This is a genomic window from Streptosporangium sp. NBC_01755 (assembly GCF_035917995.1).
Classification (GTDB): domain Bacteria; phylum Actinomycetota; class Actinomycetes; order Streptosporangiales; family Streptosporangiaceae; genus Streptosporangium.
The window spans coordinates 340,472-366,037 of the sequence record NZ_CP109131.1 but is presented as its reverse complement, the minus strand read 5'-3'; the positions used below and the strand labels follow the sequence as shown (position 1 = coordinate 366,037).

The window sequence follows — 25,566 nt, the reverse complement described above, 5'->3', positions numbered from 1 at the left end:
ACCCCTGCAAGGAGAATCCCCGTGGACCTCCGTTCCTATGACCCTGCCCACCTACGCCCGGACAACGGCCTGCTCGCCAAGAGGCTGCTGCCCTGGGAGACGCTGAACGCCCCGTTCGAGGGGGCCTGGTGCGTCATCGCGCCCGGCACCGCCTCGACCCGGCACGCCCACCACGAGTACGAGATCTTCATCGCGGTCTCCGGCGAGGCGGTCCTGGAGAGCGAGGGCGAGCGCGCCCCCTTCGCCGCGGGGGACGTCGCCTACTTCCCGCCCGGTACCGACCACCAGGTGGTCAACGACGGCACCGCCGACTTCGAGATGTACGGCATCTGGTGGGACCACGACCTCGCCCGCACGTTCGAGACCCGGCACCTGGAGGAGAAATGACGGGGACGATCGTCATCGCCGCCACCCCGACGCCAAACGGCGACCTGCACGTCGGCCACATGGCCGGCCCCTACCTGGCCGGTGACGTCTACGCCCGCTACCTGCGGGCCGACGGCCGCCCCGTCAACTACAACACCTGCACCGACGACAGCCAGTCCTACATGATCTCGACCGCCCGTAAGCACGGCACCACGCCCGCCGAACTGTGCGCGACCTCCACCGCGGCCATCCAGCGGTCGGTCGAGGCGATGGGCATCTCGCTGGCCCCGCTGCCGCCAGTCGACGACGCCTACCGGCAGACCGTGCTCGACTTCGTCGCGACCCTGCACAACCAGGGCCGCTTCGAGCTCCGCACCGTGCGCATGCCGTACGCGGAGAACGCGGGAACCTACCTGTTCGACGGGCTGGTCAAGGGCGAGTGCCCGGCCTGCCTGACCGAGAGCTGCGGCGGATCGTGCGAGGGCTGCGGCCACCCCAACCACTTCGACGACCTCGGCGACCCGCGCTCGGTCCTGGACCCCGACGACCCGGTGACCTCGCGAGAGGTCACCGTCCTGGTCCTGCCCATCGAGAACTACCGGAAGGAGCTCACCGCCTACTACGCCGCCAGGGAGAGCACCTGGCGGGGGCACAGCAGGCAGCTCATCCGCGAGATCCTGGCCCGGCCGCTCCCGGAGATCCCGATCACGGTGCCGTCGCCGGGGTGGGGGGTCGACGCCCCGTTCGCCGAGACCCCCGGCCAGATCCTCTACCCGTGGGTCGAGGCGATGCCCGCCTCGATCTACAGCACCTGGAAGGCGGCCGGCGAGCCCGAGGGCCCCGTCGACAGCGCCTGGCGCGCCGGGAGCGGCAACGGCCTGGTCTACTTCCACGGCTTCGACAACGTCTACTTCTGGGGCATGGTCGACCTGGTCATGCTGCTGGCCCACGGCGACCGCTACATCACCCCGGACGCCAACGTCTGCAACGAGTTCTACGAACTCGAGAACGAGAAGTTCTCCACCAGCCGCAACCACCTGATCCGCGGCGCCGACCTGGTCGCCGAGGTGCCGCGCGACCTCGTCCGGTTCTACCTCGCGCTCACCTGCCCGGAGGACCAGCGGGCCAACTTCACCAGGGAGGGACTCGACAAGGTCACCGGCCGGCGGCTGCGCGAGCCGTGGAACGCGCTCGCCGACCGCCTCGACACCATCGTCACGGACCCGGGGGAGGAGCTCAAGGTCACCGCCGCCGGCCGGCACCGGGCCGCGGTGATCGTCGAGAGGTTCCGGCTCTGCTACGACCTCACCTCCTTCAGCCTGACCAGGGCGGCGGACGGCATCGTCGCCCAGCTCGGCAGGCTGCTGACCGCCGAGCGTGACGAGCCCGGTGACCTGCTGATCGAGGTGCGCGCCTTCCTGGCCTGCGCCGCGCCCATCCTGATCGACGTCGCGGCCGAGGCCGAGGCGGCCGGTGTCGAGCTCACCCTCGACACCTCCGCCGAGACGATCGACGCCTTCTCACTACCGCGACTGCCCGGGAGTCCCCGATGAAGCTCCTCGCCCTTGAAGCCAGACAGAACGCCACCTACTACCAGTCCCGCTACCAGCAGGTTCAGGACTTCGGCGCCGAGCTCTACGTACTCAACGGCATCGGCACCCCGGACTTCTGGCCCACGGACCGCTACCGCGTCGCGGGCTCCCAGCGCATCGACGACCTCATCACCGAGGCCAAGAACTGGCACGAGCAGGAGCGCTTCGACGGGATCATCACCTTCTCCGAGTCGGCGGTGACCACGGTCGCGGCGGTCGCGGAGGCGCTCGGCCTGCCGGGCGTGGGCGTCGAGGCGGCCAGGACCAGCCGTAACAAACTGCTGATGCGCGAGGCGCACCGCAGGCACGACGCCCCGCACCCGGACTTCCGCTTCGTCACCGACCTACCGGAGGCGCTCGGGGCCGCGGACGACTTCGGCTACCCGGTCATCCTCAAGCCCACCCTGGGCGCCGCGAGCAACTTCGTGTTCAAGATCGACGACAGGGAGGAGATGGCGGAGCTGTTCCCGCAGGCCCTTGAGGGCATCGAGGGGATGTCGTGGTTCGAGATGGAGGCCCACGGCCTCGACCTCGGCCCGCACGGCCTGCTGATCGAGTCGTTCCTGGACGGTGAGGAGTTCCTCATCGAGGCCGTGGCCTGGGACGACGAGGTCTACCTAGGTTCCATCGTGGACCGGATCACCGTCGAGGGCGGCACCTTCGACGACGACGTGCACCACGCGCCGACCTCGCTCACCACCGAGCAGGTGGCCGCGGTCCACCGGGTGGTCAGGGCCGGCGCGCACGCCCAGGGGCTGCGGCGCAGCGTGCTGCACGCCGAGGTCCGCTTCCACCGGGGCGAGCCGTACCTGCTGGAGATTGCGATCCGGCCCGGCGGCGGGGGACTGGATCTCATCGCCGGGATCACCGCCGCGCACAACCCGATCCGCGCGGTCATGGACGTGGCGCGCGGCGCCACGCCGAGAGTGCGCCACTACCGGCCGACCGGCGTCCACGTCACCGCGATGTGCCTGCTCTGCGACGCCGGCCAGGTCGCCTCGATCGAGGTGCCGGCCGAGGTCGCCGAGTCCGATCGGGTCTTCTTCCTCAAGGTCACAGCCAGGCCCGGAGACGTCATCCGGCGCCCGCCCGAGGGCAACAGCATCCTCGGCTTCCTCGGCACCACCGGCAACTCGCTGGAGGACGCCAGGGAGACGATGCTCGACTACGCATCCAAGATCAACGTCACTTTCGTCCAGGAAGGAGAACTGACATGACACAGCTGGCCACCGAGGCGCCGCAGCGGATCCGGCGCGTGGCGCGCACCCGCCGCTACCTGATGTGCCCGCCCACCCACTTCGACGTCGTCTACTCCATCAACCCCTGGATGAACCCGGACAAGCCGGTCGACGGAGCGCTGGCCCGGCTCCAGTGGGACGGCCTGCTCCGCGCCTTCCTGGCACTGGGCCACCAGGTGGAGTTCATCGAACCGCTGCCCGGCTACCCCGACATGGTGTTCGCCGCCAACGGCGCGACGGTCATCGACGGGAAGGTGCTGTCCGCCCGCTTCCGCTACGAGGAGCGGGCCGCGGAGGGCCCCGCCTACCTGGAGTGGTTCCGCGCCCGCGGCTACCAGACCCGCGAGGCGGTCCACGTCAACGAGGGTGAGGGCGACTACCTGCACGCCGGAAGGTACCTGCTGGCCGGCACCGGGTTCCGTACCGACATCCGCTCGCACCGTGAGGCGGAGCGGTTCTTCGGGATGCCCGTGGCGGGGCTGCGCCTGGTGGACCCGCACTTCTACCACCTCGACACCGCGCTGGCCGTGCTCGACCGCGACCAGATCATGTACTACCCGGGAGCCTTCTCCAAGGAGAGCCAGGGCGTCCTGCGCGTCCTGTACCCCGACGCGATCATCGCCACCGAGGCCGACGCCGAGGTGTTCGGGCTGAACGCCGTCTCCGACGGCCGCCACGTCCTGATGCCGCCCTCGGCCACCCAGCTGATGGACCGGCTGCGCGAGCGCGGCTACGAGCCCATCGGTGTCGAGCTCTCCGAGCTGTTGAAGTCCGGTGGCAGCGCCAAGTGCTGCACCCTCGAACTCAGGGCGGGCCGATCATGATCGACTACGACGGGCGCCGCTTCACCACCGGCGGCGTGCCCTCCACCGAGAAGCACCCGATCGCCCTGTACCGCCAGGACGGGGACCTGCTGTGGGGCGAGTTCTCCGGCGGGCACGCCCGCCGGGGGACCCTCACCGGGCTCTGCGCCCCCGACGGCACCCTCGACTTCGCCTACACCATGGTCCTCGACAACGGCGCCGTCGTGTCGGGCCACTGCCGCAGCACCCCCGAACTGCTCCCCGACGGCCGCGTGCTGCTCCACGAGACGTGGGAGCGCTACGGCGCCCACGCGGACAGCGGCGTGTCTCTGCTCGAGGAGATCGACCCGAAGACGTTCGCACAGAACCACCAGACGACGGAGAGCCGGACATGACCCTGAACACCATCGCCCGCCCGAACGTGCAGAAGCCCGTCAAGGGCGGCACCGTGACCTGGGCCTGCGCGCCGGGATTCCCCCCGTCCATCATCTTCCCCTTCACCCCGCCCGAGCGTTTCGGCACCCGCAACCTGCTCGAGTTCCAGATCCTGATGTACCGGCCGCTCTACTTCTTCGGCACGCACGGCACCCCCGAGGTCGACTACGACCTCAGCATCGGCGAGCCGCCGCAGTGGAGTGAGGACGGCCTGACCGTCACCGTCACCGTCAAGCCCTGGAAGTGGTCCAACGGCGAGACGATCTGCGCGGACAACGTGCTGTTCTGGGTGAACATGATGGCGGTCAAGGGCGAGCGCTACGGCGAGTACGTCCCCGGCTGCTTCCCCGACAACCTGGTCTCCTACGGCAAGCTCGCCGAGGACAAGGTCTACTTCACCTTCGACAAGGTCTACTCCAAGCGCTGGGTGCTGATGAACCAGCTCAGCACCATCACCCCGATGCCCAAGGCATGGGACCGCACCGCCGACGGGCCGTCCGACGCCTCCTACAGCCTGGAGAACGTGGCCGCGGTCTACGACTTCCTGATGGGCGAGAACGGCGGCGTCATCGAGGAGGACAACTCCGACCGGGTGCACTGGGCGACGAGCCCGGTGTGGAGCGTGGTCAGCGGCCCGTGGCGGCTGAAGAGCTACACCATGGAGGGGGTCGTCACCTTCGTCCCCAACGAGCACTACTCGGGGCCGAACAAGGCGCACCTGGACGAGTTCCGGCAGGTCCCCTTCATGTCCGACGGGGAGGAGTACCGGAAACTGCTGGAGGGGCCGGACGGGCCCGACGGCATCCAGGTCGGCTACCTGCCGCTGAGCTTCAGCGCCGAGCCGACGGACGACCCCACCAAGGGCGGTCCCAACCCGCTGGGCGAGAACTACACGCTGGTCCCGCAGGCGGCCTTCTGCATCCGCTACATCCCGCTCAACTACAACAACCCGACGGTCGCCGGCAAGATGCTCGCCCAGACCTACATCAGGCAGGCGATGCAGCACGCGCTGGACCAGGACCGCGCGTCCCGCGACATCTACCACGGCTACGCCTACCGGCAGGACGGCCCGGTGCCCCGCTACCCGGTGAGCGACCTGGTCTCGCCCACCCTGCAGGGCGCGCCGATCCTGCCCTTCGACCCCGACCGGGCCCGCGAGCTGCTGGAGGCCAACGGCTGGGACACCAGCGTGACGCCCGCCGTCTGCGTCAACCCCGGCGAGGGCCCCGGCCAGGCCGGGGCGGGCATCCCCGGCGGCACCAGGCTCAGCTTCTCCCTCAGGTACGCCGAGGGCCGCCCCGCGCTCACCCGGCTGATGGAGCAGTTCCGCGACGACGCCGCCAAGGCGAGCATCGAGATGCGCCTGCAGGAGGTATACGGCTCGGTCCTGGTCGCCGAGGACGCCCCCTGCGTCGCCGGACCCGACAGCCCCTGCCTATGGGAGCTGAGCACCTGGGGCGGCGGCTGGGTGTACCACTACCCGAGCGGCGAGATCCTGTTCCGGACCGACGCCGGCGGCAACTTCGGCCACTACACCGACCCCAAGGCCGACGAGCTCATCGACCGCACCCTGACCAGTGACGACCCGGCCGCGCTCTACGAGTACCAGGACTACATCGCCGAGCAGGTCCCGGTCATCTTCATCCCGAACTTCTCGCTGCGGCTGTTCGAGGTGGCCAACAACCTCCGGGGCTTCGAGCCGATCAACCCCTTCGGGATGATCAGCCCGGAGAACTGGTACTACGTCGAGAACGGTGACTGACCCCATGACGCTCGCCGCGGCGCCGGTCGCCGTCATCCCCGCGCAGAACCTCATGATCCTGCTGCTGCAACTCGGGCTGCTCCTCGGCCTGGCCACCGTTCTGGGCCGGCTGGCCGTCAGGTTCGGGCTGCCCGCCCTGCTCGGCGAGCTCAGCGCGGGCATCCTGATCGGGCCCTCGCTGCTCGCCAACGTCGCCCCCGACTTCTCCGCCTGGCTGCTCCCCACCGATCCGGCCAGATTCCACATGATCGACGCGGTCGGACAGCTCGGCGTCCTGCTGCTGGTGGGTCTGACCGGAATGCATCTCGACCTCGGCTTCATCCGCCGTCAGGGCAGGGCCGCCGCCTGGATCAGCGGCACCGGGCTGGTCATCCCGCTGGTCCTCGGCGTCGGGATCGGCTTCCTGGCACCCGCCGAGATGATCGCCGAGGGCGTCGACCACACGGTCTTCGCGCTCTTCCTCGGCGTCGCGCTCTGCGTCAGCGCCATCCCCGTCATCGCCAAGGTGCTGATGGAGATGCGCCTGCTCCACCGCGACATCGGCCAGCTCATCCTGAGCAGCGCGGTCGTCGACGACGTGGTCGGCTGGCTGCTGCTGTCGGTGGTCTCCGCGCTCGCCACCGCCGGGGCACGTACCGGGCAGGCCGCGCTGACCGCGATCGCGCTGCTCGCCGTGCTCGTGCTGGTGGCCGTCCTGCTCGGCCGCCGGGTGGTCGCCAGGGTGTTGCGCGCCGCCGACCGGGGCGGGAGCGTCACCACCATCGCCGCGGTGGCGATCATGATCCTGCTCTCGGCCGCGGCCACCCAGGCGATGGGGTTCGAGGCCATCCTCGGCGCCTTCGTCTGCGGCGCGCTCGTCGGCTCCTCACCGGACCTGAAGGTCGCCAGGCTGGCGCCCCTGCAGACCCTCGTCGCCGCGGTGCTGGCACCGATCTTCTTCGCCACGGCGGGCCTGCGGATGGACCTGACCGAGCTGGCCAAGCCGCCCGTACTCGTGGCGGGCATCGTGGTGCTGCTCGTCGCCATCGCCGCCAAGTTCGCCGGCGCCTACCTCGGGGCGCGCATCGCCAAGCGCACCCGCTGGGAGGCCCTCGCCCTGGGGGCGGGTCTCAACTCCCGCGGCGTGATCGAAGTGATCATCGCGATGGTCGGACTCCGCCTGGGCGTGCTCACCACCGCGTCCTACACGGTCATCGTCCTGGTCGCGGTCGTGACCTCGATGATGGCGCCGCCCCTGCTCCGCTTCGCGGCCTCCCGGATCGCCCCCACCGAGGCCGAGTCCGCCCGCGAGGAGTTCTTCGACGCCCTGCAGAGCCCCGACCGGGAGCTCGTGACCACCGCCAAGGAGGCGTGAGATGACCACCGACACCAGACCGCTGATCCTGGTGATCGCGACGGGAATGCGGCACTACCGCGAGTACCTGCTGCGCTCCATCGCCACCGAATACCGCATCCATCTCCTGGTGACCGCGGAACCCGGCTGGGAGCAGGAGTACGTCACCGGCTGGACCGTGGTCGCCGACACGACCGACGGCCCCGCGATGGCCGGCGTCGCACTGGAGCTGGCCGCCCGCGAGCCCGTGCACGGGGTGCTCTGCTGGGACGAGGCCAGGATCCTGGCCGCCTCGTACGTCTCCGAGGCCCTCGGCCTGCCCGGTGGCGACCCCGAGATGGTGCGCCGCTGCCGCGACAAGCACCGCACCCGCGTCGCACTCGACGCGCTCGGCGTGCCGCAGCCCAGGTCGCTGGCCGTCGCCACGCTGGAAGAGGCCCTGCGGGCCGCGGAGGAGGTCGGCTATCCGGCCATCCTCAAGCCGCGCGGCCTCGGCGGCAGCCTGGGCGTCATCAAGGTCGAGGACTCCTCGGAACTGACGGAGCGGTTCACCTTCGTCCGGGACCTGACGGTCCCCGACGGGGCGACGTACGAGGTCCCCGTCCTGGTCGAGGAGTTCGCCGACGGCCCCGAGGTCAGCGTGGACGCCGTCGTCCAGGGCGGCGTGGTGACCCCGCTCTTCCTCGGCAGGAAGGTCCTGGGCTTCGAGCCGTACTGCGAGGAGGTGGGGCACTTCGTCGACGCCCAGGACGTGCTCCTGCAGGACCCGGAGTTCTGCCGCGTCCTGCAGGACACGCACACCGCGCTCGGGTTCACCGACGGGTTCACCCACACCGAGATCAAGCTCTCCTCCAGGGGACTGCGCGTCATCGAGGTGAACGCGCGCCTGGGCGGCGACATGATCCCCTACCTCGGGCTGCTCACCACCGGGATCGACCCCGGCCTGGCCGCCGCCGCGGTGGCCTGCGGCCGCGCGCCCGCGCTCGCCCCCGAGCGCAAGCTCGTGGGCGGGGTGCGCTTCTTCTACGTCGACGAGGACGACACCACGATCGAGTCGATCGAGTTCGACGAGGCCGGCCTGCCCCCGGAGATCGACAGGGCGATCACGGTGGTCGCCCCCGGGGCGACCGTCTCGCCACCGCCCAAGGGCACCCTGTGGGGGCGTATCGCCTACGCCACCGCGCTGTCAGAGACCGTCGACGAGTGCCGGGCCGCGCTGGACGCCGCCCAGGCCAACCTGAAGGTGAAGGCAACCGCGTGACCGCCGTTATCGAGAACGAGAAGAATGTGTCCTCGACACCCCCTGACAAGCCGGACGACGGGGTGTTCGTCACCCTGCGGGAGACCCCGCGTGCCGTCAAGGCACTGCTCTTCGGCGGCTTCATCAGCAGGCTTGCCGCGTTCATCCAGATCTATCTGGTGCTGTTCCTGACCGACAGGGGATTCTCCGCCACACAGGCCGGGCTCGCGCTGGGCATGTACGGAGCCGGCGCGGTGGTGGGCTCGCTGGCCGGCGGGTCGCTGTCGGACCGCCTCGGCGCCCGGGCGGTCACGCTGATCAGCATGGGCGGCTCCGCGCTCCTGATCGTGTCCATCCTCTACGCCCCGACCTACGCGCTGCTGCTCGCCGCGGTCTTCGCGGTCAGCACGGTCGGCCAGTTCTACCGGCCGGCGGCCCAGACCATGCTGACCGAGCTGACGCCGAGGCACCGGGTGGTGATGATCACGGCGATGTACCGGCTCGGCCTGAACCTCGGCATGACCGCCGCCCCGCTGATCGGCGCCGCGCTGCTGTCCGTCTCCTACAACGCGCTCTTCTGGGGCGAGGCCGCCGCGGCGCTGATCTTCGGCGTCACCGTGATGTTCGCGCTGCCCAGGCGCGCCGCACACGCCGCGCACGTCGCGAAGCAACAGGAGGCGGCGGCGGAGGAGGAGGCGGACCCGGCAACGCAGGGCCGCTCCGGCTACCTCGCGGTGTTCGCCGACTGGCGCTACAGCGTCTACCTGCTCGCGATGCTGCTCACCTCCATCGTCTACTGCCAGTACACGGCCACCCTCCCGCTGGACATCTCCGCCGCCGGGATCAGCCTGTGGTGGTACGGCGCGGCCGTCTCGCTGAACGGCTTCATCGTCATCACCTGCGAGCTGGCGATGACGAAGGTCGTGCAGAAGTGGCCGATCCGGCTGACCGCGCTGCTCGGCCTCGGCCTGGTCTCGGTCGGCTACGCGATCTATGCGATCTCCCCGCTCCCGATCTGGTTCATGGTCGGCACCCTGGTCTGGACGCTCTCGGAGATCATCGGCGGGCCCACCACGTTCGCCTACCCCGCCCTGGCCGGCCCCGAGCGACTCCGCGGACGCTACATCGGCGCCATGCAGAGCGTCTTCGGGCTCGGCACCGCGATCGGGCCGGTGATCGGCACCCTGGTCTGGTTCCAGGTCGGCCGCTCCGTCTGGCTGTGGGCGGCGCTGGTCTCCGCGGTGGCGACCGTGGCCGGACTGATCGGCATGCGTGACCCGAACCGAGCCGACGAGTCGCAGCCCGCGACCGCCTCGGCGACATGAAAGGAGGGTGAGATGCTCAGAATCGCCGTCGTGGGTGGTGGGATCGCAGGAGCCATGCTGGCCTGGCGGCTGTGCGAGGTCATCAGGGGCAGCGCGGTCCACCTGTACACCGGAGAACCGCACCGGCGGGCCGATGCCAGCGCCGCCTCCGGCGGCCTGACCAGGGCGTTCGAACCCGACCCCGCTCTGTGCCTGGAGGCCGCGGACAGTCTGGCCGAGCTCCACTCGAATCCGGAGCTGAGGGAGTGGGCCTCCTACCGGGAGACCGGCTCGGTGTACCTGCTCCCCGGTCTGGGGCCGGGCACCGAGGGCCTGGTGGAACTGGTGCGCAGCCGCCTGCCGGGCTCGATCTCCCTGGTCGGCGGCGAGGAGCTCAGCACCCGCGGCACGTTCCGCGAGCTGCCCTCCGGGAGCGTGGCCGTCGTCGAGAAACGCGCCGGCTACCTCTCCCCGAACGGCTTCCGCGACCGGCTCCTGGTGGAGCTCGCCCGCTCGGGCGCGTTCGTCACCGACGGGCAGGTCGACGGGATCACCGCCGATGCCGAGGTCCGCCCCGCCGAGGGCAGCCCGGCCAGGTTCGACGCCGTCGTGGTGGCGGCGGGGGCCTGGACCCAGGATCTGCTCGCCCGCACGGGCCTGTCGGACGCGGGACTGCGCACCAAGGTGATCCAGTACGTGCTCGGGCCCTCGGCGGGGAGGGACCCCGGCGCGTTCGTCGACGAGACGTCCGGCCTGTACGGCAGGACGTACGCGGAAGGAAGGGTCCTGCTCGGACTGCCCACCAACAGATGGGACATAACCCCTGGAACCGCGCCTACAGACCCCGCCCTCACCAGCAGGATCCTGGACGTCGCCGAGTCCAGGATCGGGTACCGCCCGCCGGGGAGGAAGGTCAGGGCCGTCACCGCGGTCGAGTGCTACCACCCCACGGGCGGGCTGTCGCTGCGCCCCCTGGCGAAGGGTGTCTACACCTTCACCGGGGGCAGCGGCGGCGCGGGCAAGACGGTGCTCGCCGCGAGCCGCACGGCCGCGCGAAGCCTGGTCAGGTCTCTGCGGTGAACACCAGATAGCAGTAGTCGTCCAGCATCTTCGCCAGTGGCCGGCCGGGCCGGCCCAGCTCCACCGCCAGCGCCTCCTCGCCGAGCCCCGCCTCGGCAAGGAGGCGCTGCGCCCATTCTCGGCCCAGCCGCAGGTGTGCGCGGTAGGCGTCGGCCGTACGGGCACCGTGCAGGGTGTCGGCGATGGCGGCGTCCCAGGGCATCAGCGCTCGCGGGCGCAGGGCGTGCAGCATCTTGGTCGCCGCCGTCGGTCCCAGCGAGCGGGGTCTGGCCCCGGGAGCCGCCCGCATCGCCGAGAGGTCCGCGTAGCACTCGCCCACCACATCGATCTCGACGTCGTCCAGGTGCGCGAGCGCGACGTCCCGGCCGGGAAGGCGATCCCGCCAGCGCTCCCACCAGGCCCCGGTCTCCGCGCAGAAGACGTCGTGCTCGCCCTCACGCGGGTAGCGCAGCCGGCACCCCCAGGCGTTCAGCCAGGTCAGCAGTGCCCGGCGATGGGCCGCGAGCGCCGGGTCGACGCACGGCCCGGTCGCCAGCAGCAGCCGCTCCCAGGATCGCTCGGCCGCGGTGTAGCCGGCGAACTCACCGACCGCCGCGCGCAGTCGGGCCAGGTCGGGCCCACGACCCGGGAGGCGAGCCCCCGGATCGTGGGCGGCGAGATGGATGTCCATCCTCTGCGGTGAAGTCGTCACGGTCACGGCCGGTCAGCGGCCGGCCAACGGTGGCCGGCTGCGGCCCCGCATCAGCGAGGCCAGCAGCCGTTCGGTGCGCTCGTTCGGCTCCACCCCGAGGTCGGTACGGAGCCGGTGGCGGCACACCTCGTACCAGCTCAGGACGCGGCCGAGCTCGTCGAGCTCGCCGTGCATCATCATCAGGGTCTGGTAGGTGGCCTCGTGGTAGGGGTCGACGTCGAGGGTCCGGCGGCACCAGTGCATCGCGGCCGGCCAGTCCTCTCGCTCCAATGACTCGCTGCGCAGCGCGGACAGTGCGCGCAGGGCGGTCCCGCGCATCCACTGCCGCTGCTCGTTGATCCAGGCGCCGCTCTCGCCGGTGAGGAAGTCACCGATGTAGAGATCGGCGGTGCGCTGGAACCACGCGATCGCGGTGTCGTGGTCCTTGGCGACCCACGCGTCCCGGCCCCGGTCGAAGGCGCGCTGGAACTCCTCGATGTCCACCCACGCGCTGTTCGTCTGCAGCAGGTAGCCGTGCTTCTGGTGGAGCAGCGTGAAGCCGTCCCGGTCCTCGAACTCGTTGAGCACCCGTCGTACGCCGTGCACGGCCACCTTGAGCGAGCTGGAGTGGTGGTCCGCTCTTTCCGGCCACAGCACCTCGTGCAGCCGGTCCCGGTGGACGAACCGCTCGCGGTTGACCAGCAGATACTGGAACAGGGCACGGGCCTTGCCGGCGCGCCAGTGTGACACGGCCTGCCCGTCGACCTCCAGACGGAAGTTGCTCAGGCAGCGGGCGACGACCGAGGGTGTGCCCTCGTCGGCTCCGGGGTTGTAGGGGCCAGGTTCCGCCAATTGTTGAACAGGCATGTTCGCTTCCCTCAGGAGAACGGACTCCGCCGCTCGCGGAGTCAACCGCGGACGCCGAAATACGTCGTGTACGAGTGCGGTGCCAGCACGACCTGGATGTGATAGGGCATGCACTCGTCGTGCATTCTGAACATCACCGTGACCTCCGGGTAGGAGGTGGTCATGCCAAGCCCGGCGAAATAGTGGTCGGTGGCGAGGACGAGACGATAGAGCCCGCGCTCCATGAATTCGTCCATCCATTCTTTTACGTTTCCCTCGATGTCGGTCTCTCCTTCGGAGACCTGCTGCCAGTCCGCGCCCACGGCTCGCTCCAGGCGAGCTCGGACACCGGCCGCGGAGCGGCCGTAGACGCCGTCAAGTGCCTGCGTGGCGATGCTCATGGTGAGGATACCCATCTTCTGGTCAAGGCCGGGTGACCTGTATCACGCGACCTCGGTTCCATCAGGTTCCACCGGGGCGTTATCCGTCCGCTTTCGGCCCGCTATCCATCGGCTACCGCTCCCTATCTTTTCGTGGCGAATGCGGCGGATGCCGCATCAGAAGAGATCGGATAAAGGCCGGATAGGGGGGCTGCCTAACTTTTGAAGCAGACAGGCGAACAGCAGCCAGGAAGACACGACAAGAGGTGCAGAAAATGCGGGAATTCGCTAGCTCCAACGCTCTCCGGTCCATCGTCGCCGCCGCCATCCTCGGGTGCCTCGGCCTCACCGCCGTCCTTCCCGCAGTCGCCGCCGGCGGGTCCCCGGAGACCATGGTGCTCGCCAGCAACACTCCCTGGGGCTGAACTGCACTCCCCGCCCGGTGGTCACCGGCGGCGGGGGTTCGCCGGAGCGGTCGGAGCCGTCCAAGGCCCGGCCGCTTCTTCGCGTCTCAAACCCACCCGTTAGTCGCAAATCAGGGCAGACCTTAACAAACCCCCCTGGTTCTCCACTCGGTGACGTTGTATGATCCCGGACAGGCGGTGGTTCATACACATAAAATCACCCGTCGTGGCCTCTGGGGCATATGTCCAGGATTGCAGACGGTTGGGATTCGGTATATTTTCTCTGAGTTTAAGTTAATAGTCAGGTGCCTGACGTCTCTCTTACGCCAAGCCATGCGGTGATTTCCTGGACAGGCCGCGACTCTGTAAGGAGATTCGGGTGGAGTATCGAATCCTCGGTCCTCTGGAAGTCGTGGCCGGTTCCCAGCGCCTGGATCTGGGAGCACCTCGGCAACAGGTGGTTCTCGCCTGCCTCCTGCTGGAGGCCAATCGGATGGTCACCATCGGGCGACTGACGGATGCGATCTACGGTGAGGACCTTCCCAGCACCTCGCGCGCGCAGGTGCAGATCTGCATCTCCTCGCTCCGGCGACTATTCACCGCCCACGGCAACCTCGATGTCATCGCGACCCATTCCCAGGGGTACACCCTCCGGGTCACCGAGGGGCAGCTCGACTCCCAGAATTTCGAGAACCTGCTGAGCCAGGCACGCCAGGCGCGTGAGAACCGCCGGCCGGAGGAGGCGGTCAGGCACTACCGGGACGCGCTCGCCCTCTGGCGAGGCCCCGCCCTCGACGGCCAGGAGAGCCGGCTCGTGCAGGCGGCGGTCGGCAGGCTGACCGAGCGCCGGATCAACGCCAACGAAGACTGCGTCGATCTGGAGCTGGAACTCGGCAGGCACCACGAGCTGGTCGGCGAGCTCAGCGAGCTCGTCGAGGAACATCCGCTCAGGGAGCGGCTACGCGGCCAGCTGATGCTCGCGCTCTACCGCTCGGGACGCCAGGCGGAGGCGCTGACGGTCTACCGCCGTGCCCGCCAGACGATGATCGACGAGCTGGGCATCGAGCCCAACGAGAGCCTGCAGCAACTCGAGTACGCGATCCTCACCTCCGACGAGAGTCTCGACCCGCCGGGGCAGCAGCAACAGCAGCAGCAGCCCCAGCGCCACGGGGAGACGAACGAGGTGCCGGTCGCCCACCGGACCGTACCCCGGCTGCTTCCCACCGACATCGCGGACTTCACCGGCCGGATAAAGCTGGTCGAGGCCATCCGCCGGCAGCTCACGTTCGCCGCCGAGGACCGGCAGCGACTCGCCGTGCCCATCATCGCCGTCGTCGGCAAGCCGGGGATCGGCAAGTCCACGATCGCGGTGCACGTCTCGCACAGCGTCGCCGGCCGCTACGAGGACGGCCAGCTCTTCGCCGACCTGCACGGAGGGGAGTCGCGCCCGCTCGGTTCCGGGCAGGTGCTCGAACGATTCCTGCGGGCGCTGGGCGTGCCGGGCACCGCCATACCCGACGGGGTGGACGAGCGGGCGGAGATGTACCGCGCGCTGCTCGCCGGACGCAGGATGCTGATCGTCCTGGACGACGCCAGAAGCGAGAGCCAGGTGCTACCCCTGCTTCCCGGCAACCCCGAGGCCGCGGTGATAATCACCAGCAGGACCCGGCTCGCCGGCCTGCCCGGTGCCGCCCACCTCGACGTGGACCTCTTCGACTCGCGGCAGTCGGTCGACCTGCTCTCCCGCATCGCGGGCGTCGAACGGGTGCAGGCCGAGCACGAGGCGGCGGCCCAACTGGCGGACCTCTGCGGCCACCTCCCGCTGGCGCTGCGCATCGCGGGCGCCAGGCTCGCGGCCCGCCCGCACTGGACGATCGACCAGTTGGTGGGCCGGCTCGAAGACGAGACCCGCAGGCTCGACGAGCTCAAACACGGAGACCTGGGCATCAGGGCGAGCATCTCCCTGACCTACGAAAGCGTCAGCGAGGACGCGCGGAGGCTGTTTCGGCGCCTGGCCATCCTGGAGTTCCGGCACTTCTCCGGCTGGGTCGCCGCCGCGCTGCTCGACAGCGACCCCTATGACGCCCAGGACCTGCTCGACGACCTGGCCGACACCCAGCTGATCGAGGCGACGGACACCGGGTACGGCGTGCACGGCCAGTACCGCTTCCACGACCTGATCCGCGTCTTCGCCCGCGAGCGCCTGGCCGGCGAGGAGGCGGTCGCCGACCGCAAAGCCGCGCTGGAGAGGGTACTCGGCGGACTGCTCTTCCTGACCGGTGAGGCGCACCGCCGCGAGTACGGCGGAGACTACGTGCAGGTCCACAGCGACGCCCCACGCTGGCCGCTGCCCGACCGGCTGGTCGAGAAGCTGGTCATGGCCCCCCTGCCCTGGTACGAGCGCGAGCGGCTGACACTGGTCGCGGGCATCCGCCAGGCGGCGCAGGCCGGGCTCGTCGAGCTCTGCTGGGATCTCGCGATCAGCGCCGTGACCCTGTTCGAGTCGAGGATCTACTTCGACGACTGGCGGGAGACCCACGAAATCGCGCTGGCCGCCGCCCGGCGGGCCGGAGACCGCAGGGGGCAGGCGGCGATGCTCTACTCGATCGGCTCGCTCTACATCGCCGAGCAGCGCTTCGGAGACGCGCGCCGCGACTTCGAGGCGGCCGCGGAACTGTTCGAGGAGGCGGGCGACGACCTCGGCGTGGCCCTCGTCATCCGCAACATCGCCTTCCTGGACCGGATCAGCGGCCGGCTCGACGACGCGGTGGAACGCTACGAACGCGCGCTGACCATCTTCCGCAGGACCGGCGACCAGGTCGCCTCCGCCTACGTGCTGCACAGCGTGGCCCAGATCAGACTGGACTGCGAGGACCTCGACGCGGCCAAGCGGCTGCTGAGCGAGGCGCTGGAACTCAGCAGGGTCGGCGGCAGCCGGCGCGTGGAGGCACAGGTCCTGCACCGGCTGGGCGAGACCTACCTCCGCTCGGGAGAGCCGCGGTCGGCGGCCGAGGTCTTCGAGCGGACGCTCACCACGGTACGCAACATCGGGGACCCGACCGGAGAGGCGTACGCCCTGCACGGCCTGGGCGTCGCCCAGCTGCGCCAGGGTGACTTCACCGAGGCCGACCTCACGCTCCAGCGGGCTCTGGAACTGGCGAGCACCACGGGAGAGAGGCTGGCCGAGGCGCGGGTCGTGCTCGGCCTCGGCGAGCTGGCGCTGGCCACCGACCAGACCGAACAGGCCATCGGCCGCTTCCACCAGGCCCTCGGCCTGTTCCACAAGATCGACGCGCCGTTCCACGTGGTCCGCGTCCTGGTCATGCTCAGCGAGGCGTACTCGGCCGTCGGCGAGACCGAGGCGGCGCGGAGCGTCTCGGAGGAGGCGCTCGAACTGGCCGACACGATGCCACCCGCGATCGCCGCCCAAATCCGCACCCAGCTGACCCACCCTCCGGCCGCCTGACCTCGGCGGCCGGAGGGTGGGTCAGGGACGTATGGACACCGATACGTCCCTGACCGGAGTGAGTCAGCCGATGCGGCGCAGGGCCTCGGCCAGGCTGGACAGGCCGACCGGTCCGAGCTCCAGCGCCGCGGTGTGCCAGGCCCGCAGGTCGAAGGCGTCGCCCTGGCGCAGCCTGGCCTCCTCACGGGCCTGCACCCAGGCCCGCTCGCCCAGCTTGTAGGCGATGGCCTGGGCCGGCCAGCCGAAGTAGCGGACCACCTCGGCCTCGACCCGGTGCGGCTCGCAGCGGCCCCGGTCGCGCAGCACCTCGCAGGCCTTCTCGAAGGTCCACTTCGAACCGTCGGGGAGCGGCAGGTCCAGGTGGACGCCCAGGTCGATGACCACCCGGGCGGCGCGCAGCGCCGACCAGTTGAGCATGCCCAGCCGGGTACCCGGATCGGTGAACCAGCCCAGCTCGTCGGCCAGCCGCTCGGCGTACAGGCCCCAGCCCTCACCGTGGCCGTCCACCCAGGAGACCTTGGCGAACCTGGACAGGCCGTCCCCGGCCATCCGCATCGCGCCGAACTGCAGGTGATGGCCGGGAACGCCCTCGTGGAAGATCGTGGTCAGCTCGGTCCAGGTGGCGAAGCGCGTCCGCCCGCCGACCGGCCACAGTGTGCGGCCGGGGCGCGACAGGTCCTCGCTGGGCGAGTTGTAGGAGGCCGCGCCGGAGGTGGAGCTCACGTCGACCTCGGCCACGATCAGCTGCAGCGGCTCGGGGATGTCGAAGTGGGTGCCGTGCAACTGCTTGATCGCCCGGTCGTGGCGCTCCTGCAACCACGCCTGGTACTCCTCCAGGGAGTCGACGGCCTGGGTCTCGTTGAGGATCTCGGTGGCCTCCTCGATGGTCGCGCCCGGCTTGATCCGCTCGACCTCGGCGGCCATCTCGGTCCCGATGCGCTCCAGCTCGGCCCAGCCCCACTCGTACGCCTCGCGCAGGTCGATGTCGGAGCCCAGGCTGATCCTGGCCGCGACCGCGTAGCGCTCGGGGCCCACCGCGTCGGCCTCGTCCGCCCTCGGGGCGTACTCCTCGCGCAGGTAGCGCCCGGCGTCGGCGTACGCGGCGTGGGCCGCCGCCGCCGCGCTGAGCAGCTCCTCCTTGACCGGACCCTCGCCGTAGGTGGCGACGAAGGCGTCGTGCGCCGGGGGAGTCCCGCCCGCGCCGGCGAACTGGTCGGCCTGGTCGGCCATGGCCAGCGCCTGCCTGCGGGCGCCCCGCAGGCCCGAGGCCAGGCCGGCCTCCAGGCTCTCCCGCCATCCGGCGAGCATCGTGGGGATCGCCGCCAGGCGGGCGGCGACGTCGCGCCACTCGTCGTCGTTGCCGTGCGGGAGGAGGACGACGCTGGAGCGCACCCGGTAGGGCAGCCCGTACGGCGCCGCCACCCAGCGGAGCGGCTCGCCCATGTCGTGCCAGCCGAGTTCGGCCTCCAGCCGCTCCCGCAGGTGGGCGGCAGCCCGGACGTCCGACTCCCCGGTCGGGGCCATCTCGTCGAGACGCTTGAGGGTCGTGCGGATCAGCTCGGCCCGGGCGGCGCTCCCGGCGGGGCTGTGGTCGGTGGCGGCGACGAAGTCGGACACGATGCCCTCGGCACCTGCCGCGATCGGGTCGAGGGCCGCCCAGCGGGTGACGTACTCATCGCAAAGCGCAAAGATCGGAGTGCTCATGTCCTGGACCGTAGGATGGTCCAACATCCATGCCTTATCGCTCCGCTATCGAGCCTGGTACCGGGCCTGCGTGACGTCGGCCACCCGGTCCCGCGTCCCCGGGCGGCCAAAGAAGGGGGCGGCGCCGGCTCCTCGACTCCCCGCTCTCCTGGCCGGCGGGTCTCTTGGATCGAGCCCGCTTCCCACGGGCGGCGGGCCTGGGTTCGGTGGATACCGGGTTGGCAGGTCGTCGGGTGGGCTTCTTCCAGGGAGGACCGTCTCGTCTGGCCTTCTTCGGCGTGCGAAGCATGTTCCTCACCCCGGATGCCGGAACTTGCGATCCACCTGTAACCGGCTGGTACTGGCCGAGATAATCCACTTCAGCGAGTCCCTGATCAGCGGCGTCGAGACCGGTCTGCTTCCGGCCAGCCCGGAGTTCGCCGACGCCTGCGACGCGGCCCTTAACACGGGCGGAGCCCTCCGCCGCCTCCTCGACTGGCGGAAGTGGATCCAGGCTGAGTATGTCCATCGATCTAATCAAGAGGACGGTAGAGGAAAAATGGACCTGAGTGGCGCCAAGTGGTTTAAGTCAAGCTTCTCTGGAAGTAATGGTGGCGACTGTGTTGAGGTCGCGGAGCTCAAGGGCGTCGCCGATGGCCTCGGTCACAAGGCCGAGCACCCCGACCTGATCGCCGTACGTGATTCCAAGGACCCCGACGGCCCCAAGCTCTTCTTCACCCCCGCCGAGTGGGACGCCTTCGTCAACGGTGTGAAGGCCAGCGAGTTCGACCTCGGCTGAGAGGTCCCCTACCGGCCGCCCGGACATCCCCTCCTGGCGGCCGGTTGCCTGCCGGAGACGATTCGCGAGGTCAGACGGGTCTCGTCGGTATCGGGCAGGAAGACACGGGGCTGAGACGACGGTCTGTCAAAGTCCCGGGGGGAGGCCGCGTGCTCGCTGAGAACAGAAGGTCGATCTCAGGTCCCCGGTCTTGCCAGGCTCGCCGGTATGCGAGGCGACACCGCTGGTCAACGATGGATGGCCGACTTGATGGTGGAGAGCCGGGCGCCCGTTCCGTTCCAGGTGAGGGCGATGATCTCGGCCGCGATCGCCACCGCGGTCTCCTCCGGCGTCCTGCCTCCGAGGTCGAGACCGATGGGGGAGGACAACCGGGCCAGGTCGGCCTCGGACACGTTCTCCTCGCGTAGCCGTGCCATCCGGTCGTCATGCGTGCGGCGGCTACCCATGACGCCGATGTAGGCGGCGGGCGTTCGGACGGCGAGTTTGAGAAGCGGGACATCGAACTTCGGGTCGTGGGTGAGCACGCAGATCGCGGTGCGCTCGTCGACGACCGTCTCGGACAGGAAGCGGTGCGGCCAGTCGACGACGACGTCGTCCGCGTCCGGGAAGCGTTTCGCGGTGGCGAAAACCGGCCGGGCGTCGCAGACGGTGACGTGATAGCCGAGGAACTTGCCGATTCTGGCGACCGCCGCGGCGAAGTCGATCGCGCCGAACACCAGCAGGCGCGGCGGCGGGGCATAGGAGCAGATGAACACTCGCACGTCGTCGAGCCGCCGCTCACCGCCGGGGCCGAAGGTCAGCACACCGGTCCGTCCGGCGGCCAGCATGCCGCGCGCGTCATCGGTGACGGCGTGGTCGAGCGGGTCGTTTCCCAGCGAGCCGGCGATGCGGTCCGGCCAGATCACCAGCCGCGCGCCGAGGCGGCCGTCGCCGTCGAGGACCGTCGCGACGGCGACCGGCTCGCGTGCCTCGACGGAGGCGAACACCTCGGTCAGGGCGGGGAACGTCTCCGGCGACACCCGTTCCACGAAGACGTCGATGAGGCCACCGCAGGTCAACCCGACGGAGAAGGCGTCATCGTCGGCTATGCCGTAGTGCTCAAGCCGGGGCAGGCCCGAGGACAGCACCTCGCGCCCGGCCTCGTACACCGCGGCCTCCACGCAGCCGCCGGAGACGGAGCCGACCGCCTCTCCGGCCGCGTTCACCGCCATGATCGCGCCGGGCGGACGCGGTGCGCTGCTCCAGGTGTCCACCACGGTGCACAGGGCGAAGGGTGTCCCGCGCCGGTACCAGTCTCCGAGTTCGGCCATTGCCTCACGCATCGGTCGGCCCCTTCCCAAGTGTGATCGAGGCGGCTACTTCGTGGCCCACCAGGCGATCAGCGCGATCGCGACGACCCCGGCGATCGCGACCGGGGCGAGTCGCTTCAGGGCCGCGCCGCGGGCGGCGCCGAGCAGGTCCAGCGCCTCGACCGGTTGCGGTGCGGGTCGCACGGCCGCCACGGGCGCCGCGGCCGAGTTCGGGTGCGGGGTGGCGGGCTGTGCCGGGGCCGGCTGGTCGCCCGCGGCGAGGCTCGCGGCGAGATTGGCGGAGAACTGGCCGAGGACCTTGTTGCCGACCTCGAGCATCATGCCGCGGCCGAACTGCGCGGGCCGGCCCGTGACGTTGAGGTCGGTGACGATGGAACACCTCGTGCTCGACGTCGAGACGGCGTGCAGGGTGGCCGTCACCTGCGCGGAGGCGTTGCCGCCGCCCTTGATGTCGGCGCCCTTGGCGTCGATGAGGACGCGGTGGTTCGCGGCGTCCTGCTCCTTGAACTCGGCCACGCCGTTGTAGTTCAGCAGGACCGGGCCGAGTTTCACCTTCACCGAGCCGTTGACGACGTTCCCCTCTACCGACGTCAACGACATACCGGGAAAACACGGAGCGATCCGCTCCACGTCCAGCAAAACCTCCCAGGCGCGATCGACCTCGACGGGGATGGTGAATTCCTGCTCGAGCTTCATCGGGTACTCCAGACGAGGGTCGTGGGGACGGTGACAGCAGCGAGTCCCGCACTCACTGAAGGGATGTGAGATCCGTTCAGTGAAGAAAATCCCTACTGCTTGACCGCCAGATGTTCCGTTGACAGTGGACCTTTGGTAAAGCTACTGTCCCTTCAGCGCATAGTATGTCCGTTCAGCGGATACGAGTCAATAGGAGCGATCACGTGGCCAATACTTTGCGGATCTCGGTGGACACCGGGGGCACGTTCACGGACGTGATCGGCATCGATGGGGAGACCGGCGACGTTCACGTCGTCAAGACCCCAAGCGACCGGGAGGATCCAAGCAGGGCATTGCTCACCGGTATCGAGAAGGTCCTCACCCAGGCGAACCGCGGCTTCGACAGCGTCGAGATGGTCGTGCACGGCACCACCACGGCGACGAACGCCGTCCTGGAGCACGAGTTCGGCGGCATCGGCCTGCTCGTCACCGAGGGCTTCAGGCACATCATCGAGATCGCGCGCCAGTCCGTCCCCGACGGTTACGGAAACTCGTTCTTCTGGGTGAAGCCCCCGCGAATCGTGCCGCTGCACCTGGTGCGCGAGGTTCCCGAGCGGCTCACCTACGACGGCTCGGTCCATCGCGAGCTGGACGAGGCGGTGGTGCTGAGCGCGGCGCGGGAACTCGTGGACGCCGGGGTGACCCGGCTCGGGGTCTGCCTGCTGCACTCCTACGCGAACCCGATGCACGAGCAGCGGATCGGGGAACTGCTCAGGCAGGCGTTCCCCGATCTCTTCGTGTCGTTGTCCAGCACCGTGCTGCCCGAGTACCGCGAGTACGAGCGCGCCATGACCACGCTGCTCGACGTGATGGTCAAGCCGTACTGCCGCACCTACCTCGACCGGGCACACCAGGAACTTCGTACCCGCTCGGGCGAGCTGCCCTTCCTCATCATGCAGTCCAACGGTGGCGTGGTCAGTGCGCGTGCCGCCGGGGAAAAGCCGGTCACCATGCTGCTGTCCGGGCCCGCCGGCGGCGTGCTCGGCGCCGTCGAATCGGCGCGCAGCGCCGGTATCAAGAACATCATCACGCTGGACGTCGGTGGAACCTCGACCGACGTCGCGCTGATCGAGGACCTGACGATCCGGCTGACCAGTGAGACCGTGATCGAGAACTACCCGGTGAAGATCCCGATGATCGACATCGCCACGGTGGGAACCGGCGGTGGCTCGCTGGCGTGGGTCGGTCCGAACGGGGCGCTCAAGGTCGGTCCGAAGAGCGCGGGTGCCGTGCCCGGGCCGATCTGCTACCGGCGCGGTGGTGAACTGCCCACGGTGACCGACGCGGCAGCGGTCCTGGGATACTTCCCGGCCTCCCTGGTGGGGGGCGATCTCCTGCTCGACCGGGCCTCGGCGCACTCCGTCTTCCGCGAGTTCGGCGCCAACTGGGACATGTCCGCCGAGGAGATCGCGGCCGGCGTCCTGGAGGTCGCGGTGGCCGGTCAGGTGGCCGGCATCCGGCAGGTGTCGACGCTCAAGGGCCGCGACCCCGGTGACTACACGCTGGTCGCCTTTGGTGGCGCGGGGCCGCTGCTCGCCACGGAGGTCGCCGAATTCCTCGGCATGACCTCGGTGCTGGTCCCGCCGAACCCCGGCAACCTGTCGGCCTTCGGCCTGCAGGTGACCGACGTCAAGCGCGACTACGTCAGGACGTTCGTCCGCCAGGTGGCGGACGGGGTCGACGCCGAGGTGACGCCGGTCTGGCAGGAGCTGGAGCAACAGGGCCGGGACGAGCTCTCCGAAGAGGGCATCAACGCCGCCCGGGTGGAGCTGATCCGGGGCGCGGACCTGCGGTACGTCGGCGAGGGGTACGAGGTATCCGTGTCGATCCCGGCCGGCGTCTCGAACGAGGACTCACTGGCCGCGGTGACGGCCGAGTTCCACGCCGAGCACGACCGGATCTACGGCTTCTCCTACGAGGGCAAGCAGGAGGTCGAGATCGTCAACCTCCGGGTGCAGGCGATCGGCCGGCTGCACCGGCCGGAACTGGTGGGAGTGCCCGCCTCGACCGGTCCCGTCGAGCCGACGGCGCGGCGCGAGGTCTACTGGCGAGGCGTCGGCCGGCAGGACTGCGCTATCTACCAACGCTCGGAGCTGGGCGCGGGCAGCCGGATCAGCGGCCCCTGCGTGGTCGAGGAGTACGGCGCCACAGTCGTCGTACCCGCGAACTGGGCGGCTTCGACGGACTCCTTCGGCAACTTGATCATGGTGAGGCGGCAGGCATGAAAACCACACTCGGACCCATCGAGCTCGAAGTCATCACCGGAACGATCCGCTCGGCCGAGGTCGAGATCGAGGCGGCCGTCGAGCGAGCCGCCCGGTCCCCGATGATCCGGGACCAGCACGACTACCGGGTCGGTCTGTACGACGCCAAGGGGCGCAAGCTCACCGGCCGGTCGTACGGCTCGCTGGTCGAGCCGGTGTTCGAGTTCTTCGGCGACGACATCAACCCCGGAGACGTGTTCTTCTGGAACGATCCGTACAACAGCTCCGGTTCGTGTGGTCACGTCCCGGACCTGTGCACCACCGTGCCGATCTTCCACGAGGGCCGGTTGCTGGGATTCGCCCAGGTCTTCGGCCATCACGACGACGTCGGCGGCTGCGTGCCGGGCAGCCTGCCGGTGCAGGTCCGTGACCAGTGGGGCGAGGGTCTGGTGGTTCCGCCGGCCAAGCTCTACGACCGGGGCGTGCTGAACGAGACCGCTTTCAGGATCATCGAGCGCAACTCGCGGCTCCCCGAGCACCTGCGCGGCGACATCGACTCCGAGATCGGCGCCTGCCAGCTGGGCTCCCGCCGGCTCATCGAGCTCGCCGAGCGGTACGGTGTCGAGACCCTGGAGAGCGCGTTCGACTCCATCATCGACAACTGCGCCGAGACGATCCGCAGGGAACTGCTGCCCAAGATCGCCGATGGGGTGTACACCTTCGAGGACTACATCGAGTCCGACGGTTTCACCCGCAAGCTGTTCGCGATGCGCATCACCATGACCAAGACCGCGGAGAAGATCACACTTGACTTCACCGGTACCGACCCGGAGGCCGAGGGGCCGATCAACTGGGCGATCGACTACTGCGAGGGGCGTTTCGTTCGCAAGTGGCTGGGACCGGTGCTGCGCTGCCTGGCGGACTCCCCCGAGCGTGCGGCCGAGATCGACATCAACGAGGGGATCCTCGACGTTCTCGATGTGAGGTTCCCGGAGAAGGGCACCCTGGTCACCCCGCATTTCGGGCGTCCCACCGGGCTCCGGTTCTTCATCCTGATCCGCTCCCTGGGCATCTTCGCCGGAGTCCTCGCCAAGGCGACCGGCGGGAAGATGCCCGCGGACCACGAGACCATCCGCATCTGGGGCATGCACAGCCGCGAGAGCGACGGCAAGCTGAGCCTGTTCCGCGAGGTGCTCGGCGGCGGCGGCCCTGGGCGCCCCTGGGCCGACGGCAGCGACGTGGTGCACATCGTGCCGAACTCCCGTAACCTGCCCGCTGAATTCTCCGAGCAGCGCTATCCCGTGCTGGTCGAGAGCCTCGCGCTGCAGACCGACTCGGCCGGCGCGGGCAAGCGCAGGGGCGGGTTCGGCTACGACAAGCGGGTTCGGGCGCTGCGCGACTGTTTCCTGCTGTCCAACGCGGACCGCTCCGAGCTCGCTCCCTACGGGGTGAACGGTGGAGTCGCCGGCCAGCCGTACGGGGTGTCCATCGAGAGCGACGGCGGCGGCCCGCGGTCGCTGCCGGGGATGGTCGACGACGTGCCGGTGCGCGCCGGTGATCTGGTGCGCCTGTGGACGACAGGCGGCGGTGGCTGGGGAGACCCGCTGGATCGGGAGACCGAGCTGGTTCACTACGACGTGCTGTGCGGTCTCGTCACTCCCGAGGCCGCCGAATCCGAGTACGGGGTGGTGGTGACCGGAACCGGAAACGATCTGGTGGTCGACGCCGACGCCACCGAGCGCCTCAGGGACGAACGGCGGCGCGGTCGTGACACGCTCGGCATGTTCGACCGCGGCGAGCACTTCCGCAAGGTACAGAGCGCCGGTGGCCTGGTCTGGCCCGAGGGGTGGTCCGATCCGGACGACTGGCCGGCCGTCACCGGATGAGCCCAGACGGGGGAGGCGGCCCGGGCCCGG

21 protein-coding genes are annotated in these 25,566 nt (G+C 69.7%); 15 read left to right on the top strand and 6 right to left on the bottom strand.

The annotated features are described in order from the left end of the window. Positions 1-21: 21 nt before the first annotated feature. Genes OG884_RS01480 through OG884_RS01435 form a run of 10 tightly spaced genes read left to right on the top strand, consistent with a single transcriptional unit; the run spans position 22 to position 11,153 of the window. Positions 22-387 (top strand): cupin domain-containing protein, encoded by a 366-nt coding sequence (locus tag OG884_RS01480; RefSeq protein ID WP_326641336.1) that lies wholly within the window; start codon positions 22-24, stop codon positions 385-387. Continuing rightward, positions 384-1,919 carry a class I tRNA ligase family protein gene (locus tag OG884_RS01475; protein ID WP_326641334.1) on the top strand — a complete coding sequence of 512 codons (1,536 nt, stop codon included), beginning with the start codon at positions 384-386 and terminating at the stop codon, positions 1,917-1,919. Before OG884_RS01480 ends, OG884_RS01475 begins: the two co-directional genes overlap by 4 nt. Further along, entirely contained in the window at positions 1,916-3,175 is a 1,260-nt protein-coding gene (locus tag OG884_RS01470) for an ATP-grasp domain-containing protein (protein ID WP_326641332.1), read from the top strand. The genes OG884_RS01475 and OG884_RS01470 overlap by 4 nt, the downstream gene beginning before the upstream one ends. Then, positions 3,172-4,020, top strand: coding sequence for a dimethylargininase (gene ddaH / locus OG884_RS01465; RefSeq protein WP_326641330.1), 849 nt, complete (start codon positions 3,172-3,174; stop codon positions 4,018-4,020). Before OG884_RS01470 ends, ddaH begins: the two co-directional genes overlap by 4 nt. Further along, positions 4,017-4,394 (top strand): hypothetical protein, encoded by a 378-nt coding sequence (locus OG884_RS01460; protein ID WP_326641328.1) that lies wholly within the window; start codon positions 4,017-4,019, stop codon positions 4,392-4,394. The genes ddaH and OG884_RS01460 overlap by 4 nt, the downstream gene beginning before the upstream one ends. Next, on the top strand, positions 4,391-6,196 hold the full coding sequence (locus OG884_RS01455; RefSeq protein ID WP_326641326.1) for an ABC transporter substrate-binding protein: 1,806 nt from the start codon (positions 4,391-4,393) through the stop codon (positions 6,194-6,196). Before OG884_RS01460 ends, OG884_RS01455 begins: the two co-directional genes overlap by 4 nt. Continuing rightward, the gene (locus tag OG884_RS01450) at positions 6,189-7,550 is read left to right on the top strand and encodes a cation:proton antiporter (protein WP_326641324.1); all 1,362 of its coding nucleotides are present in this window, start codon (positions 6,189-6,191) and stop codon (positions 7,548-7,550) included. Before OG884_RS01455 ends, OG884_RS01450 begins: the two co-directional genes overlap by 8 nt. Before the next feature lies 1 nt (position 7,551). Next, on the top strand, positions 7,552-8,790 hold the full coding sequence (locus OG884_RS01445; protein ID WP_326641322.1) for an ATP-grasp domain-containing protein: 1,239 nt from the start codon (positions 7,552-7,554) through the stop codon (positions 8,788-8,790). Next, positions 8,787-10,094 (top strand): MFS transporter, encoded by a 1,308-nt coding sequence (locus OG884_RS01440; RefSeq protein WP_326641320.1) that lies wholly within the window; start codon positions 8,787-8,789, stop codon positions 10,092-10,094. The genes OG884_RS01445 and OG884_RS01440 overlap by 4 nt, the downstream gene beginning before the upstream one ends. Positions 10,095-10,106: 12 nt before the next feature. Beyond that, the gene (locus tag OG884_RS01435; protein WP_326641318.1) at positions 10,107-11,153 is read left to right on the top strand and encodes an FAD-dependent oxidoreductase; all 1,047 of its coding nucleotides are present in this window, start codon (positions 10,107-10,109) and stop codon (positions 11,151-11,153) included. Here OG884_RS01435 and OG884_RS01430 read toward each other — a convergent pair. Genes OG884_RS01430 through OG884_RS01420 form a run of 3 tightly spaced genes read right to left on the bottom strand, consistent with a single transcriptional unit; the run spans position 11,137 to position 13,070 of the window. Then, positions 11,137-11,823 (bottom strand): hypothetical protein, encoded by a 687-nt coding sequence (locus tag OG884_RS01430; protein ID WP_326641316.1) that lies wholly within the window; start codon positions 11,821-11,823, stop codon positions 11,137-11,139. The two genes, OG884_RS01435 and OG884_RS01430, sit on opposite strands and share 17 nt — an antisense overlap. 33 nt (positions 11,824-11,856) lie before the next feature. Then, positions 11,857-12,690, bottom strand: coding sequence for an AfsR/SARP family transcriptional regulator (locus tag OG884_RS01425; RefSeq protein ID WP_326641315.1), 834 nt, complete (start codon positions 12,688-12,690; stop codon positions 11,857-11,859). 41 nt (positions 12,691-12,731) lie between these two features. Further along, positions 12,732-13,070, bottom strand: a complete 339-nt coding sequence (locus OG884_RS01420; protein ID WP_326641313.1) for a hydroxyisourate hydrolase — start codon at positions 13,068-13,070, stop codon at positions 12,732-12,734. 254 nt (positions 13,071-13,324) lie between these two features. On the opposite strand from OG884_RS01420, the gene OG884_RS01415 reads away from it, so the two are divergent. Together OG884_RS01415 and OG884_RS01410 are read left to right on the top strand one after the other, a co-directional pair. Then, complete coding sequence (locus tag OG884_RS01415; RefSeq protein ID WP_326641312.1) at positions 13,325-13,474, top strand: hypothetical protein; 150 nt, start codon at positions 13,325-13,327, stop codon at positions 13,472-13,474. Between the two features lie 358 nt (positions 13,475-13,832). Beyond that, a complete protein-coding gene (locus tag OG884_RS01410; RefSeq protein ID WP_326641310.1) occupies positions 13,833-16,919 on the top strand; it encodes an AfsR/SARP family transcriptional regulator in 3,087 nt (1,028 codons plus the stop codon). 63 nt (positions 16,920-16,982) lie between these two features. Here OG884_RS01410 and OG884_RS01405 read toward each other — a convergent pair whose 3' ends face one another. Beyond that, positions 16,983-18,623: a DUF885 domain-containing protein gene (locus tag OG884_RS01405; RefSeq protein ID WP_326641308.1), complete on the bottom strand. Its 1,641-nt coding sequence runs from the start codon at positions 18,621-18,623 to the stop codon at positions 16,983-16,985. A gap of 313 nt (positions 18,624-18,936) precedes the next feature. Between OG884_RS01405 and OG884_RS01400 the strand changes: the two genes are divergently transcribed. Next, entirely contained in the window at positions 18,937-19,401 is a 465-nt protein-coding gene (locus OG884_RS01400; protein ID WP_326641306.1) for a DUF397 domain-containing protein, read from the top strand. A gap of 227 nt (positions 19,402-19,628) precedes the next feature. Here the strand turns inward: OG884_RS01400 and OG884_RS01395 are convergent, their stop codons facing one another. Together OG884_RS01395 and OG884_RS01390 are read right to left on the bottom strand one after the other, a co-directional pair. Then, complete coding sequence (locus OG884_RS01395; protein ID WP_326641304.1) at positions 19,629-20,723, bottom strand: XdhC/CoxI family protein; 1,095 nt, start codon at positions 20,721-20,723, stop codon at positions 19,629-19,631. A 33-nt stretch (positions 20,724-20,756) separates the two neighbouring features. After that, on the bottom strand, positions 20,757-21,407 hold the full coding sequence (locus OG884_RS01390) for an SRPBCC family protein (RefSeq protein WP_326641302.1): 651 nt from the start codon (positions 21,405-21,407) through the stop codon (positions 20,757-20,759). 203 nt (positions 21,408-21,610) lie between these two features. Here OG884_RS01390 and OG884_RS01385 point away from each other — a divergent pair, with 203 nt between their 5' ends. Together OG884_RS01385 and OG884_RS01380 are read left to right on the top strand one after the other, a co-directional pair. Then, on the top strand, positions 21,611-23,671 hold the full coding sequence (locus OG884_RS01385) for a hydantoinase/oxoprolinase family protein (RefSeq protein WP_326641300.1): 2,061 nt from the start codon (positions 21,611-21,613) through the stop codon (positions 23,669-23,671). Continuing rightward, positions 23,668-25,536 (top strand): hydantoinase B/oxoprolinase family protein, encoded by a 1,869-nt coding sequence (locus OG884_RS01380; protein WP_326641298.1) that lies wholly within the window; start codon positions 23,668-23,670, stop codon positions 25,534-25,536. Before OG884_RS01385 ends, OG884_RS01380 begins: the two co-directional genes overlap by 4 nt. The last annotated feature ends 30 nt before the right edge of the window (positions 25,537-25,566 follow it).

Excerpts from the sequence above, each read along its gene's own strand:
- OG884_RS01390 (WP_326641302.1), bottom strand. The coding sequence starts at position 21,407 with ATGAAGCTCGAGCAGGAATTCACCATCCCCGTCGAGGTCGATCGCGCC.
- OG884_RS01425 (WP_326641315.1), bottom strand. The coding sequence starts at position 12,690 with ATGCCTGTTCAACAATTGGCGGAACCTGGCCCCTACAACCCCGGAGCC.
- OG884_RS01445 (WP_326641322.1), top strand. The coding sequence starts at position 7,552 with ATGACCACCGACACCAGACCGCTGATCCTGGTGATCGCGACGGGAATG.
- OG884_RS01430 (WP_326641316.1), bottom strand. The coding sequence starts at position 11,823 with ATGGACATCCATCTCGCCGCCCACGATCCGGGGGCTCGCCTCCCGGGT.
- OG884_RS01415 (WP_326641312.1), top strand. The coding sequence starts at position 13,325 with ATGCGGGAATTCGCTAGCTCCAACGCTCTCCGGTCCATCGTCGCCGCC.
- OG884_RS01460 (WP_326641328.1), top strand. The coding sequence starts at position 4,017 with ATGATCGACTACGACGGGCGCCGCTTCACCACCGGCGGCGTGCCCTCC.
- ddaH (WP_326641330.1), top strand. The coding sequence starts at position 3,172 with ATGACACAGCTGGCCACCGAGGCGCCGCAGCGGATCCGGCGCGTGGCG.
- OG884_RS01420 (WP_326641313.1), bottom strand. The coding sequence starts at position 13,070 with ATGAGCATCGCCACGCAGGCACTTGACGGCGTCTACGGCCGCTCCGCG.
- OG884_RS01470 (WP_326641332.1), top strand. The coding sequence starts at position 1,916 with ATGAAGCTCCTCGCCCTTGAAGCCAGACAGAACGCCACCTACTACCAG.
- OG884_RS01380 (WP_326641298.1), top strand. The coding sequence starts at position 23,668 with ATGAAAACCACACTCGGACCCATCGAGCTCGAAGTCATCACCGGAACG.
- OG884_RS01435 (WP_326641318.1), top strand. The coding sequence starts at position 10,107 with ATGCTCAGAATCGCCGTCGTGGGTGGTGGGATCGCAGGAGCCATGCTG.
- OG884_RS01405 (WP_326641308.1), bottom strand. The coding sequence starts at position 18,623 with ATGAGCACTCCGATCTTTGCGCTTTGCGATGAGTACGTCACCCGCTGG.
- OG884_RS01475 (WP_326641334.1), top strand. The coding sequence starts at position 384 with ATGACGGGGACGATCGTCATCGCCGCCACCCCGACGCCAAACGGCGAC.
- OG884_RS01455 (WP_326641326.1), top strand. The coding sequence starts at position 4,391 with ATGACCCTGAACACCATCGCCCGCCCGAACGTGCAGAAGCCCGTCAAG.
- OG884_RS01395 (WP_326641304.1), bottom strand. The coding sequence starts at position 20,723 with ATGCGTGAGGCAATGGCCGAACTCGGAGACTGGTACCGGCGCGGGACA.